General features: G+C 71.5%; 11 protein-coding genes and 1 tRNA gene. 5 read left to right on the top strand and 7 right to left on the bottom strand.

Going from position 1 to position 13,757, the window contains the following annotated elements:
• Positions 1 to 756 precede the first annotated feature (756 nt).
• Positions 757 to 1,287 carry a hypothetical protein gene (locus BLW47_RS25730; protein WP_245736957.1) on the top strand — a complete coding sequence of 177 codons (531 nt, stop codon included), beginning with the start codon at positions 757 to 759 and terminating at the stop codon, positions 1,285 to 1,287.
• Positions 1,288 to 1,569: 282 nt separating this feature from the next.
• Here the strand turns inward: BLW47_RS25730 and BLW47_RS22790 are convergent.
• The 5 genes from BLW47_RS22790 to BLW47_RS22770 form a co-directional block, all read right to left on the bottom strand.
• Positions 1,570 to 1,641 (bottom strand) — tRNA-Val (locus tag BLW47_RS22790).
• Between the two features lie 130 nt (positions 1,642 to 1,771).
• Complete coding sequence (locus BLW47_RS22785) at positions 1,772 to 2,236, bottom strand: peroxiredoxin (RefSeq protein WP_091562004.1); 465 nt, start codon at positions 2,234 to 2,236, stop codon at positions 1,772 to 1,774.
• 139 nt (positions 2,237 to 2,375) lie between these two features.
• Positions 2,376 to 2,813: a DUF3052 domain-containing protein gene (locus tag BLW47_RS22780; RefSeq protein WP_091562000.1), complete on the bottom strand. Its 438-nt coding sequence runs from the start codon at positions 2,811 to 2,813 to the stop codon at positions 2,376 to 2,378.
• Positions 2,814 to 2,923: 110 nt separating this feature from the next.
• Positions 2,924 to 5,302 (bottom strand): transketolase C-terminal domain-containing protein, encoded by a 2,379-nt coding sequence (locus BLW47_RS22775; protein WP_091561996.1) that lies wholly within the window; start codon positions 5,300 to 5,302, stop codon positions 2,924 to 2,926.
• A 48-nt stretch (positions 5,303 to 5,350) separates the two neighbouring features.
• The gene (locus BLW47_RS22770; protein WP_091561992.1) at positions 5,351 to 5,830 is read right to left on the bottom strand and encodes a MarR family winged helix-turn-helix transcriptional regulator; all 480 of its coding nucleotides are present in this window, start codon (positions 5,828 to 5,830) and stop codon (positions 5,351 to 5,353) included.
• A gap of 194 nt (positions 5,831 to 6,024) precedes the next feature.
• Between BLW47_RS22770 and BLW47_RS22765 the strand changes: the two genes are divergently transcribed.
• The 3 genes from BLW47_RS22765 (at position 6,025) to BLW47_RS22755 (ending at position 9,575) form a co-directional block, all read left to right on the top strand.
• The gene (locus BLW47_RS22765; RefSeq protein WP_091561989.1) at positions 6,025 to 6,936 is read left to right on the top strand and encodes an ABC transporter ATP-binding protein; all 912 of its coding nucleotides are present in this window, start codon (positions 6,025 to 6,027) and stop codon (positions 6,934 to 6,936) included.
• Entirely contained in the window at positions 6,923 to 7,720 is a 798-nt protein-coding gene (locus tag BLW47_RS22760) for an ABC transporter permease (RefSeq protein ID WP_245736955.1), read from the top strand. The genes BLW47_RS22765 and BLW47_RS22760 overlap by 14 nt, the downstream gene beginning before the upstream one ends.
• A gap of 202 nt (positions 7,721 to 7,922) precedes the next feature.
• Positions 7,923 to 9,575 carry an alkaline phosphatase D family protein gene (locus BLW47_RS22755; protein ID WP_091561986.1) on the top strand — a complete coding sequence of 551 codons (1,653 nt, stop codon included), beginning with the start codon at positions 7,923 to 7,925 and terminating at the stop codon, positions 9,573 to 9,575.
• 47 nt (positions 9,576 to 9,622) lie between these two features.
• Here BLW47_RS22755 and BLW47_RS22750 read toward each other — a convergent pair whose 3' ends face one another.
• Positions 9,623 to 10,027 carry a secondary thiamine-phosphate synthase enzyme YjbQ gene (locus BLW47_RS22750; RefSeq protein ID WP_091561983.1) on the bottom strand — a complete coding sequence of 135 codons (405 nt, stop codon included), beginning with the start codon at positions 10,025 to 10,027 and terminating at the stop codon, positions 9,623 to 9,625.
• 211 nt (positions 10,028 to 10,238) lie between these two features.
• On the opposite strand from BLW47_RS22750, the gene aceE reads away from it, so the two are divergent.
• Positions 10,239 to 12,992: a pyruvate dehydrogenase (acetyl-transferring), homodimeric type gene (aceE, locus tag BLW47_RS22745; RefSeq protein ID WP_091561980.1), complete on the top strand. Its 2,754-nt coding sequence runs from the start codon at positions 10,239 to 10,241 to the stop codon at positions 12,990 to 12,992.
• 124 nt (positions 12,993 to 13,116) lie between these two features.
• On the opposite strand, the gene BLW47_RS22740 is transcribed toward aceE, so the two are convergent.
• A complete protein-coding gene (locus BLW47_RS22740) occupies positions 13,117 to 13,560 on the bottom strand; it encodes an SRPBCC family protein (RefSeq protein ID WP_091561976.1) in 444 nt (147 codons plus the stop codon).
• Between the last annotated feature and the right edge of the window lie 197 nt (positions 13,561 to 13,757).

Genomic DNA, 13,757 nt, shown 5'->3' with positions numbered 1-13,757 from the left:
GCGGCCACCAAGACCAACGACTAGCAAGATTCAACCAGCAGAGGGGGTCCGTTTTCGGCCGTCGCGAAGGGGTCCGTTTTCAGCCGTCGTTGACAGGCACTGGCGGGCCGGGCGGTGGTCTGCTCGGCTTGTCCGGGTCGATGGCAGACGGGATGGCCTCCCGCAACCACGCACGGACCGCGACCCGCCGGTGAAACCCCGGCCATCCTGGAGCCGGAGCGCCCCCGCCGGAGGCGCAGTAGCCGCAGCCCCGCGACCGCCGCCAGCTCGCCGACGCGGCCGGCGTCCGTTTCCGCACTCCGCGCGGGTCCTGGCCGCGCGGCTGGCCGGCTGCCGCTCACCACACCACCGTCAACATTCTGTCGTTCTGCTGCGGCCCTCCGGGCTCCTCACCCTTCGCGCCAGCCGCCGGGCGTCAGGCGTGACGGCCGCAGAGCGACAGCGGCAGCGGCCGGCGCGCGCCCAGGCGGCGGCGCGTGCGGCCCGTCAAGGGCCGCCTTGGAGACGTACAGAAAGTTCGAACCACCTGCCGGCTGCCGGCCTGTCCGGTCTCGGGACCTACGTGACAGATCGGTATCAGGACGTGGGTGACTCCGCCGATTGCTAGTGGAGATGGGTGTGACCGAGAAGGTGGATGACGCTGCCGTGGGCCAGCCAGGTCGACCGATGCCCACGCCCCGACCCCCTGCACCGCCCGGCAAGATGTCATCGCGCGTAACCGCCTGGGCCGTTGTGGCCGACAGCGAAGGAGGTCCCATGGGTTACAGCTTTGAGTGGGCTGATCTGCCCGAACCTGCTGCGACCGCTCGTTCCCGCTACGAAGCGCACGCCGAGTTCGATGAGCTGTGCCAACCATGCACGGACAAGTACTACTCGCTTTGTGATGCCTATCAGTTCCATCTGAACATCGCCGGCATGGCTTTCTGCCGTGACCGTATGCGCCGCACGGGCATGACCTACCAGGCAACCCCGCAGCCCTTTCCCGACTGGCCGTTCGATGACATCTACGACTGGCGGTCTGCCGATCCGAGTCGGCGCGACGCCTACCGCGATGCCGAACGGGCGGCGTCGGCCCAGACGGTCGCTGGAATGGTTGGCATTCCGGAGTTCAAGCTGACGAGTAACGGCCCCTGGCTCGTAGGGGCGAGGGAGATCGAGCAAGCGCTGATCCTCTACCAGGCTTCACCACCCAGCCTGCATGCAGAGTTTGAGGGGGATGACCTGTGGGTGACCTGGCTCAACTGGCTGAGACAGACCGTCAACCATGGCGGGTTCACCGTAGGGTGACCTGCCAGCCATTCCTAGATCGTCTAGCCGGATGTGTCGCCCACGTCCCGAGACTGATCTGTAACGCAAGTCCTGGGACCCGACATGCCGGCTGCAGGCCATCGCCCGGCACGCCGATGTGAAGATCACGCTCAAGGTCTACTCGCACGCCAACCTCGACGCCATGCGCCAGGCGCTCGGCAAGCTCGACGGGCGGCTCTCGTGACTGCCGTTGCTGTCACCGTTGCTGTCATCGGCCGAATCTCTGATCTTCAGGCCGTTGTCGGTGCTGGTGGTGTTGGGTGGGCGCGGCAGGTTTCGAACCTGCGACCCCTCGCTTGTAAGGCGAGTGCTCTTCCACTGAGCTACGCGCCCGGTACGCCGTACGGCGTGCTGGCGGCGGCTAGCTTACCCTGCCGCCGCCTGCCTGCGCCCCGACGCCCATGATCGCGAAGAGTTTTACCCGCTACGGCGAGCGAACTCTTCGCGATCACGGACAGCGGCGTCAGGCGGCGGCCGACGCGAGCGCCTTGCGCCAGGCTTCCTGGTCGCGCGGCTCGCCCGGCATGTTCATCTCGGCGAAGCGCACCACGCCCGCCTTGTCGATGACGAAGGTGCCGCGGTTGGCGAAGCCGGTGACGTCGTTGAAGACCCCGTACGCCTGCGCCACGGCCCCGTGCGGCCAGAAGTCGGCCAGGAGCGGGAACTGGAAGCCCTCGCGCTCGGCCCAGACCTTGTGGGCGAAGACGGAGTCGACGCTGACGGTCAGCACCTGCACGTCGTCCGAGACGTACTCGTTGAGGTTGTCCCGCACCTCGCAGAGCTCGTTCTGGCAGGTCCCGGTGAACGCCAGCGGGTAGAAGACCAGCAGCACGGCCTTGTTGCCCCGGAAGTCCGACAGCCGGACCTCCTGGTTGTTCTGGTCCTTCAGCACGAAGTCCGGCGCCTCGGCACCAACCTCGATCGGCATGCGCGCTCCCCTGATCATGATGGTCAGCTTCCACCGCCGAGCATGCCACGGGCGGCGGCGCGCCCACGGGGCAACCCCGGCTCCGGCGACGGCAGGCCACCGTGAGTGGCCTGCCGCGCCGGCGGCGGGAGGAAGGCGACTATTTCTTGCCGCGCGAGCCGCGGCCGAGCACCAGCCGGGCGGCGCTCCAGTCCTTGCCGGCGTTGATCGTCGACGTCTGCTGGAGGCCGGCGCTGGGCGCCGACTCGCTGATGTCGCTGGGCTCGACGTGACCGGGTCGCCCGGCCTTGGGAGTCAGCAGCCAGATCACGCCGTTGTCGGCCAGCGGGCCGAGGGCGTCGACGAGCAGCTCGAACAGGTCACCGTCGTCCTCGCGGTACCACACCAGCACCGCGTCGACGACCTCGTCGGTGTCCTCGTCGACCAGCTCCCCGCAGCGGTCGGTCAGGGCATCACGGAGTTCCTCGTCGACGTCGTCGTCGTACCCCATCTCCATGACGACCATCCCCGGCTCGATGCCGAACCGGTCCGCCTGGCTGCGTACGCCGTCGGCGGCCTGACCAGCGGTCGCGCTCACTGTCGCATGCCTCCTCATCCTCCTGCTCCCGGCGTCGGGCCGACGCCGATAGCGCGTAGTCCACACAGTTGTGCCGCCATCCGCAAGCGGCGCACCGGGTGCAACGGAATTTACCGTGCCAGAAGCGCGCGGGCACCCTGGGTAATGGCATCTTCCGCGACCAGTACCCGGCGCGCCGCGGGGCCGAGCGGGACGAAGGAGTCGACCGAGGCGACCCGGCGGACCGCGCCGACGAAACCGGCGTCGACGAGCGCCGCCAGCACCCCCTCGCCGACGCCGCCGGAGCGCCGCGTCTCGTCGACGACGAGCACCCGGCCGGTGGCGGTGGACTCGCGGACGACGTCGGCGACCGGCAGCGGCGCCAGCCAGCGCAGATCGACCACCCGGGAGCCGATCCCCTCGGCCGCGAGCTGGGCCGCGACGCGCAGCGACATGCGTACGCCGTTGCCGAACGTGATGATCGTCAGATCCTCGCCGGAGCCGACGACGTAGCCGCGGGCCCGCCCGATCGGCACGTGGTGGGCGCCCCACTCCGCCGGGGGGAGGTAGGGCGCCAGCCACTCGTTGTCGCCCTCGGCGTGCAGGTCGCGGGTGTGGTAGAGCGCGATCGGCTCCAGGAAGGCGCAGACGCTGCCGTCGACGGCGGCGCTGGCCAGGCAGGAGCGGAGCATCGGCGCGGCGTCCTCGGCCCGGGCCGGCACCGCCAGTACCAGCCCCGGTACGTCGCGCAGCACCGCCACCGAGTTGTCGTTGTGGAAGTGCCCGCCGAAGCCCTCCTGGTAGGCCAGCCCGGCGATCCGCACCACCATCGGGTTGCGATAGGCGCCGCGGGAGAAGAACTGCATGGTGGCGGCCTCGCCGCGGAGCTGGTCCTCGGCGTTGTGCAGGTAGGCCAGGTACTGGATCTCGGGGACCGGCAGCATGCCGGCCAGGCCGGCGCCGAGCCCCAGGCCGAGCAGCGAGGTCTCGTCGAGCAGGGTGTCGAAGACCCGGGACGCCCCGAAGCGCTCCCGGAGCCCCTTGGTCACGCCGTACACCCCGCCCTTGCCGGCGACGTCCTCGCCGAAGACGGCCATCGTCGGATGGCTGAGCAGGGTGTCGGCGAGGGTCGCGTTGATCGTCTGGGCGAGGGTGAGCGGCCCGTTGCGTTCGGGCAGCTTGCCGTTGAACGCGGAGGCGCGGGCGGCCGCGCCCGGACCGGCGGCGCGGGTGCCGGCGTCGGCCACCGCCCGGGACACCCGCACCGGCCGGCGCGGCGCGAGCGGGGCGACGATCTCGGGCGCGCTCTCCAGCTTCGGTTCGCCGAGCACCTCCTCGGCGACCTGCCGCACCTGCCAGCCGATCTCGTCGTACCGGGCGAGCAGTTCCTCGCCGCCGGCCAGCCCGGCCTCGGCGAGCAGCCGCGCGGTCGCCACCACCGGATCGCGTTCCAGGTCGCGGGCGAGCTCGGCGGCCGGCCGGTAGGCCAGTTCGGCGTCGGCGCCGGCGTGGCCCATCAGCCGCACGGTCGACAGGTGGAGTACGGCGGGCCGTCGGTGCCGGCGCACCCAGGCGGCCGCCTCCACGGCCGCGTCGTACGTCGCGGCCGGGTCGCAGCCGTCGGCGCCGAAGTAGCGGATCCCCGGCCGGGTCCGCAGCGCCTGCGCCACCCAGCCCTCCGGGGAGCGGACGCTGATGCCGAGGCCGTTGTCCTCGCAGACGAAGAGCACCGGGATGCGCAGCCCGGAGTGGTCGCACCAGCCGGCGGTGTTGAACGCGGCCACCGCGCTGGCGTGGTTGATGGAGGCGTCGCCGAACGAGCAGACGACGATCGCGTCGGCGGGCCAGGGGGTGCCGGCGTTGCCCTTGGCGCGGCGCAGGCGTTCGATCGCGAAGCCGACGCCGACGGCGCGGGGCAGGTGCGAGGCGATCGTCGACGTGGTCGGGATGACGGCGAGTTCGGCGCTGCCGAAGACCTTGTGCCGGCCACCGGCGATCGGCTCGGCGGCCGAGGCGACGATACCGCGCAGCACGTCGCGGGCGGCGTCGCGCAGCGCAGAACCCCCGGTCGGCCCGCCCCCGGTCGACCCGCCCCCGTGCGGCCCGCCCCCGCGCGGCCCGTCGCCGTCCGTCGGCTCGTTCGCGGCGCCCGTCGGGCCCGCTTCGGCGGCCTGCGCGGCGCGCCGGCAGTAGAAGGCGCCGGACCGGTAGTGCAGCAGCGCGGGGTCGGTCGGGCGCACGGCGGCGGCGAGCGCGGCGTTCCCCTCGTGTCCGGAGGAACCGATGGTGTAGTACCCCTCGCCGAAGCTGCGCAGCCAGCGGGCGGCGAGATCGAGGTGACGGCTGGTGACCTGCGCGTCGAAGAGCTTCCACGCGGCCTCGCCGGTCAGGGTCGTGTCGTCGCGGACCGGTCCGTCGGCCCAGCGCCGGACGTCGGCAGGGACGAGCGCGCCGACCGTGTCCCGGAACCGCTCATCGAGATCTTGAGGGGTCGTCACGTGGGACAGCATTACCGACCACGGCGTCGCCGGCCACCCGACGACCGGTCGGCTCTGGCGTCACTCGCCGCCGCACTCCTCCGGGCAGCCGCCGTCGGAGACCTTCCAGAGCAGGTCGCGCAGCGTCGCGAGCTCGTCGTCGCCGAGCGCCGCCAGCAGCCGCGCGTCGGACATCACCTCGTGCACCCGACCCCGGACGGCGCGACCGTCGTCGGTGACCACCAGCGTCTTGAGCCGCCGGTCGGTCGGGTCGACCTGGCGGCGGACGAGGCCGGCGAGTTCGAGCTTGTCGACCAGCGCGGTGACGTTGGAGCGGTCGCATTCGAGCTGCTCGGCGAGCTCGCGGGCGGCGACCGGCCGGTCCGGGTCGAGCTGGTGCAGCGCGCGGGCGACGGCCGGGGTGAGCCCCAGCTGGGCGAAGCCGAGGTCGGTGTCGTGCCGCATCGCGCGGGACAGGTGCAGCAGCCGGCGTACGACGGCGCCGGCGAGTTCGGCGCGCTCGGTCGCGCCGAGGTCGGGGGCGGCGTCGGTCGGTGCCATACCTCCACGCTACGTGCCGAACCGGGGCACCGAGGTCAGCGATCGGGGTGCTTCGCGCCACCTGAACCGCCCGGCCGCCGCCTCTTGCCCTCCAGCGCGCCCTGGGAGTAGACCGCGTTCATCGGGCGCGAACTGCCGAAGCTCGTCGAACGGTTCAGACGCGGGACACGACGGATAAGGGGAGGCGACCAGCGATGGCTGACCTGGCCATCAGCACCGAGAAACTCGTCAAGACGTACGGCCGCAACCGCGGCCTGGCCGGCCTGGACCTCGCGGTCGACACCGGCGAGGTGTACGGCTTCCTCGGGCCCAACGGGGCCGGCAAGTCGACCACCATCCGGCTGCTGCTCGACCTCATCCGGCCCACCAGCGGCCGCGTCACCGTCCTCGGGGCGGACCCGCGGCGCGGCGGGGTCGCGCTGCGGCGGCGCATCGGCTACCTCGCGGGGGACTTCGTCGTGGACGGCCGGCAGACCGGCCAGGAGTTGCTCGGCTACCTGGCGAACCTGCGCGGCGGCGTGCCGCGGCGGCGGATCGCCGAGCTCGCCGACCGGCTCGACCTGGACCTGAGCCGAAAGATCAAGGGACTCTCCAAGGGCAACCGACAGAAGATCGGCGTGGTGCAGGCGTTCATGCACTCCCCCGAGCTGCTCATCCTCGACGAGCCGACCAGCGGCCTCGACCCGTTCCTGCAACAGCAGTTCGTGGCGATGGTGCGCGCGGCGCGGGCCGCCGGGCAGACGGTCTTCATGTCCTCGCACGTGATGAGCGAGGTGCAGCAGACCGCCGACCGGGTCGGCATCATCCGCGACGGGCGGCTGCTCACGGTCGAACGCGTCGAGGAGTTGCGCGAGCGGGCGGTGCGCCGAGTCGAGATCCATTTCGCGGAGCCGGTGCCGCTGGCCGAGTTCAGCGCGCTGCCGGGGGTCAGCGACGCGACGGTCGACGGCAGCACGCTGCGCTGCCGGCTCGACGGACGGGCCGACGCGCTGGTCAAGGCGGCGGCCCGGCACACCGTGGTCGGGCTGCTCTCGGAGGAGCCGGACCTGGAGGAGCTGTTCTTCAGCTACTACTCGACCGGGGAGGCGGATCGTGTTTCTGCGTAACCCGTTCACGAAGGCGCTCTTCGACGCCCGCCGGTCCCTGCTCGGCTGGGCGCTCGCGGTCACCGCGGTCGGCAGCATGTACGCGGCGTTCTGGCCGTCGGTGCAGAGCCCCGAGATGCAGCAGGCGCTGGCGGCGTACCCGAAGGGGGTGCTGGAGGCGTTCAACTACGACGACCTGACCAGCGCGGCCGGCTACCTGGGCAGCAGCGTCTACGGGCTGCTGGTGCCGTTGCTGATCGTGGTCTTCAGTGTCGGCGCCGGCACCCGCGCGATCGCCGGCGACGAGGAGGCCGGCACCCTCGACCTGCTGCTCGCGCATCCCGTGGGTCGCGTCCGGCTGGCGGTGCAGCGGTACGCCGCGCTGCTGGTCGCGCTGGCGGTCATCGTCACGCTGCTCTGCCTGGCGATGCTCGCGCTGCGCGGGCCGGCGCAGTTCGACGGCGTCACCGCGGGCGAACTCGCGGCGATCACGCTGCAGTTGCTGCTCTTCGGCGGGTTCTTCGGGGCGCTGGCGTTCGCGGTCGGCGCGGCCACCGGCCGCAAGGGACTCACCCTCGGGATCAGTGCCGGCGTCGCCGTGCTGGCGTATCTGGCCAACGGCGTGATCCCCCAGGTCGACGGGCTAGCCTGGGCACGCGAGGTGTCGCCGTTCCACTGGTATCTCGGCGGCGACCCGTTGGTCAACGGCGTACAGCTCGCCGGCCCGCTGCTGCTCATCGCCACGACATCCGCCCTGCTCGCCACCGGCACCTGGGCCCTGACCCGCCGCGACGTGGCCACCTGACCCCCCTCCACCCGGGTGATCAAGGGCTGGGCAGCGCGGATACGGCGATTCGATGCCGTCGTTCCCTTGATCAACGCGCCGGAAGGGGGCGGGAGTTCGGGGGGTGTTCGGGCTGTGGTCACGCGGGTGAGTTCTGGGCGGCATCGGGGGTCGCGAGGGTGACGGGGTCCGTGCCTCTCGGAACCAGGAGGAGGAAGTCGCGATGACCGCGCTGTCCCGTCGTACCCTGCTCGCCGCCGGCGCCGCCGTCGGGGCCGCCGGCGCCGTCGCCACCGCGCGCGCCGCGGCCGCCGCGCCCGTCGGCGCAACCGTGCCGTCCGGACCGCTGCGGACGGACCCGTTCACCCTCGGCGTCGCCTCCGGCGACCCGGACGCCGACGGCTTCGTGCTCTGGACCCGGCTCGCGCCGCGGCCGCTCGCCGAGGACGGTTGCGGCGGCATGCCGGACCGGGTGGTCGAGGTGGAGTGGCAGGTCGCCGCCGACGAACGGTTCCGGCACGTGCTGCGGCGCGGCGTGACCGCCGCCCGGCCCGAGTCCGCGCACAGCGTGCACGTCGAACTGGCCGGCCTGCTGCCGGGACGCGAATACTTCTACCGGTTCCGGGCCGAGGGCTTCGTCTCCCCCGTCGGCCGGACCCGCACCGCGCCCCCGCCGTGGGCGCTCGGCGGCGCCCTCGCGATGGCCTTCGCCTCGTGCGCGCAGTACGAGCACGGCTACTTCACCGCCTACCGCCGGCTCGCCGAGGACGAGCCGGACCTGGTGCTGCACCTCGGCGACTACCAGTACGAGTACGCGAGGAACACGTACGTGATCCCGGGCGGCAACCCGCGCGACCACGAGGGGCCGGAGACCGTGACGCTGGCCAACTACCGGCAGCGGCACGCCCAGTACAAGACCGACCCCGATCTGCAGGCCGCGCACGCGGTGGCGCCGTGGCTGGTGGTCTTCGACGACCACGAGGTCGAGAACAACTGGGCCGACGAGGTGCCTGAGCAGCCGGACCCGCACTTTCCGGCGCGGCGGGCGGCGGCGTTCCGGGCGTACTACGAGAACATGCCGCTGCGCCGCACCTCGATCCCGCGCGGCATCGACATGCAGCTCTACCGTCGGCTGCACTGGGGCCGCCTGGCCACCTTCCACATGCTCGACACGCGGCAGTACCGCGATGACCAGGCCTGCGGCGACGGCTACCGGAACTGCCCCGCGGCGGCGGATCCGACGCGCTCCATCACGGGCGCCGAGCAGGAGGCGTGGCTGCTGGACGGCTTCCGCCGCTCCCGGGCGCGCTGGGACATCCTCGGGCAGCAGGTCTTCTTCGGGCAGCGCGACAGCGACGCCGGTCCGGCCACCGTCGTCAGCATGGACGCCTGGGACGGGTACGCCGCCTCGCGCGACCGGATCACCCGCGGCTGGCTCGCCGCCGGGGTGCGGAACCCCGTCGTGCTCACCGGTGACGTGCACGCGCACTGGGCCGACGATCTCAAGCTCGACTGGAACGACCCGACCTCCCGCACGGTCGGCACCGAGCTGGTCTGCTCGTCGATCACCTCCGGCGGCAACGGGGCGGACTCGACCGGCCACCCGTGGTTCGGCGCGAACCCGCACCTGCGCTTCTACAACAATCAGCGGGGGTACGTGCGCACCCGGATCACGCCCGGGCAGCTGGCCGCCGACTTCCGGGTCGTGCCGCAGGTGACCGCGCCCGGCGCGCCGGTGCACACCCGGGCGTCGTTCGTGATCGAGGACCGCGTCCCCGGCCTGCACCGGACCTACGACCGCCCGCTCGACCCGGCGCTGCGCGCCGCCCCATCGGACGGCCCCGCCACGATCCACGACGAGACCACCCGCCCGTGAGCCCCACCCGCCCCCGCGGTCGGTTGCCGGGCCGCCGGGGCGCCGGGTCAGGCGGGGAGGAGGGAGAGGCGGACCTCGCGGGTGGGGTTGTCGCCGTTCGGGTCGACGAGGCAAATCGACTGCCAGGTGCCGAGCGCGATCCGGCCGTCGAGCACCGGCAGGGTGGCGTACGGCGCGACGAACGCCGGCATGACGTGATCCCGGCCATGTCCCGGCGAGCCGTGGCGGTGCCGCCACCGGTCGTCGGTGGGGAGCACGTCGTCGAGGGCGGTCAGCAGGTCGTCGTCCGAGCCCGCCCCGGTTTCGATGATCGCGATGCCGGCGGTGGCGTGTGGCACAAAGACGTGCAGGAGACCGTCGCCCTGCCCCGAGACGAACCGCTGCGCCTCGGCGGTGATGTCCCGCACCGTCGGTCGGGAGCCGGTCCGGACCGTGATCACTTCACTGCGCATGCGCACCAGTGTGCCGGTACGGCCCCGCAGCGGCGCGCGGGGCGGGACCCGGGGGCAGGAAGATCCTTTAGCGGATCGGGTGAGAGCCGGAAAGTTACTGGTCAGTACGTGTGTCGAGCGTCGCGTCTGCGGCTTGCATGCGTGACGACAGGTGCCATCAGGGGGCAGGATTGCGTCGAGACCTATCCCACACACAACTTAGGGAACGCCTGTGGCCACGGAACGCAAGCGCCCGGTGATCAGCGACGGCCTGCCGAGCCAGCTTCCGGACATCGACCCAGAAGAGACCAGCGAATGGGTCGAGTCGCTCGACGGGGTGATCGACGAACGCGGCGCCAAACGCGCCCGCTACGTCATGCTGCGCCTGCTGGAGCGGGCCCGCGAACGTCAGGTCGGGGTTCCGCCCCTGACCACCACCGACTACATCAACACCATCCCGTCGGAGCAGGAGCCCTGGTTCCCCGGCGACGAGCAGATCGAGCGCCGGATCCGGGCGTACATCCGCTGGAACGCCGCGATGGTGGTGCACCGCGCCCAGCGTCCGGAGATCGGCGTCGGCGGCCACATCTCCACGTACGCCAGCTCGGCGTCGCTCTACGAGGTCGGCTTCAACCACTTCTTCCGGGGCAAGAACCACCCCGGCGGCGGTGACCACATCTTCTACCAGGGCCACGCCTCCCCCGGCATGTACGCCCGCGCCTTCCTCGAGGGCCGGCTGACCGAGCACCAGCTCGACGGGTTCCGGCAGGAGCTGTCGCACCCGGGCGGCGGTCTGCCGTCGTACCCGCACCCGCGGCTGATGTCGGACTTCTGGGAGTTCCCCACGGTCTCGATGGGCCTGGGCGCGCTGAACGCGATCTACCAGGCGCGGTTCAACCGCTACCTGCACAACCGGGGCGTCAAGGACACGTCCCAGCAGCACGTGTGGGCGTTCCTCGGCGACGGCGAGATGGACGAGCCGGAGTCGCTCGGCGCGATCGGCCTGGCGGCCCGCGAGGAGCTCGACAACCTGACCTTCGTCATCAACTGCAACCTGCAGCGCCTCGACGGTCCGGTACGCGGCAACGGCAAGGTCATGCAGGAGCTGGAGGCGTTCTTCCGGGGCGCCGGCTGGAACGTCATCAAGGTCGTCTGGGGCCGCGAGTGGGACCCGCTGCTCGCCGCCGACACCGACGGCGCGCTGGTCAACCTGATGAACGTCACGCCCGACGGTGACTTCCAGACCTACAAGGCGGAGTCCGGCGCGTTCGTGCGCGAGCACTTCTTCGGGCGCGACCCGCGCACCCGCAAGATGGTCGAGGACATGTCCGACGACGAGATCTGGAACCTCAAGCGCGGCGGTCACGACTACCGCAAGCTTTACGCGGCGTACAAGGCGGCGACCGAGCACACCGGGCAGCCGACCGTGATCCTGGCCCACACGATCAAGGGCTGGACGCTGGGCTCGCACTTCGAGGCCCGCAACGCCACGCACCAGATGAAGAAGCTGACGCTGGACGACCTCAAGGCGTTCCGCGACCGGCTCCACCTCGACATCTCGGACGAGGTGCTGGAGGCCAACCCGTACCTGCCGCCGTACTTCCACCCGGGCGAGGACTCGGAGGAGATCGCGTACCTGCGCGAGCGGCGCGAGGCGCTCGGCGGGTTCCTGCCGTCGCGGCGCACCGAGACGATCCCGCTGGCGATCCCCGGCCCGGAGCGGTTCAGCGACGTCAAGCGCGGCTCGGGCAAGCAGAAGGTGGCCACCACGATGGCCTTCGTCCGGCTGCTCAAGGACCTGATGAAGGACAAGGAGTTCGGCCGCCGCTGGGTGCCGATCATCCCCGACGAGGCCCGCACCTTCGGCATGGACTCGCTCTTCCCGACGCAGAAGATCTACTCGCCGCACGGCCAGAAGTACACGTCCGTGGACCGGGAGCTCTTCCTGTCGTACAAGGAGGCGACCGCCGGGCAGATCCTGCACGAGGGCATCAACGAGGCCGGTTCGGTGGCGTCGTTCACCGCGGCCGGCTCGGCGTACGCCACCCACGGCGAGCCGATGATCCCGCTCTACATCTTCTACTCGATGTTCGGGTTCCAGCGCACCGGCGACGGCTTCTGGGCCGCCGCCGACCAGATGGCCCGCGGTTTCGTGCTCGGCGCCACGGCCGGCCGGACCACGCTGAACGGCGAGGGCCTGCAGCACGAGGACGGGCACTCGCACCTGCTGGCGGCGACCAACCCGGCGGTGGTGGCCTACGACCCGGCGTTCGCGTTCGAGATCGCGCACATCGTCGAGGACGGCCTGCACCGGATGTACGGCGAGCAGCAGGAGAACATCTTCTACTACCTCACCATCTACAACGAGCCGATCCTGCAGCCGGCCGAGCCGGCCGACGTCGACGTCGAGGGCATCAAGAAGGGCATCTACCGGTACGCCCCGGCGCCGACCATCTCCCAGACCGGCCCCGAGGTGCCACGGGCCAACATCCTGGCCTCCGGCACGGGCATGCAGTGGGCGCTCAAGGCGCAGCAGCTGCTGGCGGAGGACTGGGGGGTGGCCGCCGACGTCTGGTCGGTGACCTCGTGGACGGAGCTGCGGCGCGACGCCGTGGAGTCCGAGGAGTACAACCTGCTCAACCCGGGCGGCCAGGAGCGGGTGCCGTACGTGACGCGGAAGCTGGCCGACGCGGCCGGCCCGAAGATCGCGGTGAGCGACTGGATGCGGGCGGTGCCGGACCTCATCTCGCGGTGGGTACCGGGTGACTACACCTCGCTCGGCACCGACGGCTTCGGCCTGTCGGACACCCGTCACGCGCTGCGCCGGCACTTCCACGTCGACGCGGAGTCGGTCGCGGTGGCGACGCTGCGGCAGCTCGCCCGCCGCGGCGAGGTTCCGGCCTCGATCCCGGCGGAGGCGGCCAAGAAGTACGCCATCGACGACATCAGCGCCGCCCCGGTGGGCGAGACCGGCGGCGACTCGTAGCAGGCCCGGGGGGCCCGGATCGGCCCCTCCGGCCCGGCCTTTGATCAAGGACCCGTTCACGCGCGTGTGAACGGGTCCTTGATCCGCATTAGCGCCCTGGTCGAGGGAAGACCGGGGCCCGGGGTCAGGCGGTGACCGTGGCCAGGTCGGCGAGGCGGGTCAGGGATGTCTCCAGGTCGGCGCCGATGCGGCGGATGCCGAGCCGCAGCAGGGCCGCGCTGACCGGCCCGGAGGGCCAGCGCACGATGGTGAGCCGAACGCCGGTGCCCCGGCCCTCGGGGGTGAGCGCGATCTGCACCTCGGTGCGCGCCTCGGCGCGCATCCCGGTCCCCTCGGCCCGTTCCCGCCAGGAGATCAGCTTCGGCGGTTCATAGGCGATCACCTCGGCGTCGAGGGACGCGCCGTCCGCGGCGTGCACCCGCTGCCGGCGGCCGAATCCCTCACCGGAAACCACCTCGGCCTGGCGTACGCCGGCCAGCCACGCCGGCAACTGGTCGGCCTGCTGGACCACCTCCCACACTGCCTCGATCGGCGCGTCGACGCGCCCGCTCCGCTCAATGAGGATCATCTTTAGTCGCCTCCAGCGATGACAACCCACGACAGATGAAGCGTAAAACAGATTTAGCGCCACATATCGGGGGTTCTGCCAGACTCGCCGCACGGAATGCGTTGCGAAAATGAATCGCATTCACCACCGTACCCGCCGGCGATTTAATTTTCCACGGTGAATGCCGGTCGATCGCGTCTCCATCGTCCCCGCGCCCG

The sequence above is a fragment of the Micromonospora pattaloongensis genome, from assembly GCF_900107255.1.
Taxonomy (GTDB): Bacteria; Actinomycetota; Actinomycetes; order Mycobacteriales; family Micromonosporaceae; genus Micromonospora_I; species Micromonospora_I pattaloongensis.
This window is presented reverse-complemented; position numbering and strand designations above follow the sequence as displayed.

What these genes read in the sequence shown, in the direction of transcription:
- BLW47_RS25730 (WP_245736957.1), top strand. Translation starts at nt 757, where the DNA reads ATGGGTTACAGCTTTGAGTGGGCTGATCTGCCCGAACCTGCTGCGACC.
- BLW47_RS22785 (WP_091562004.1), bottom strand. Translation starts at nt 2,236, where the DNA reads ATGCCGATCGAGGTTGGTGCCGAGGCGCCGGACTTCGTGCTGAAGGAC.
- BLW47_RS22775 (WP_091561996.1), bottom strand. Translation starts at nt 5,302, where the DNA reads ATGCTGTCCCACGTGACGACCCCTCAAGATCTCGATGAGCGGTTCCGG.
- BLW47_RS22770 (WP_091561992.1), bottom strand. Translation starts at nt 5,830, where the DNA reads ATGGCACCGACCGACGCCGCCCCCGACCTCGGCGCGACCGAGCGCGCC.
- BLW47_RS22765 (WP_091561989.1), top strand. Translation starts at nt 6,025, where the DNA reads ATGGCTGACCTGGCCATCAGCACCGAGAAACTCGTCAAGACGTACGGC.
- BLW47_RS22755 (WP_091561986.1), top strand. Translation starts at nt 7,923, where the DNA reads ATGACCGCGCTGTCCCGTCGTACCCTGCTCGCCGCCGGCGCCGCCGTC.
- BLW47_RS22750 (WP_091561983.1), bottom strand. Translation starts at nt 10,027, where the DNA reads ATGCGCAGTGAAGTGATCACGGTCCGGACCGGCTCCCGACCGACGGTG.
- BLW47_RS22740 (WP_091561976.1), bottom strand. Translation starts at nt 13,560, where the DNA reads ATGATCCTCATTGAGCGGAGCGGGCGCGTCGACGCGCCGATCGAGGCA.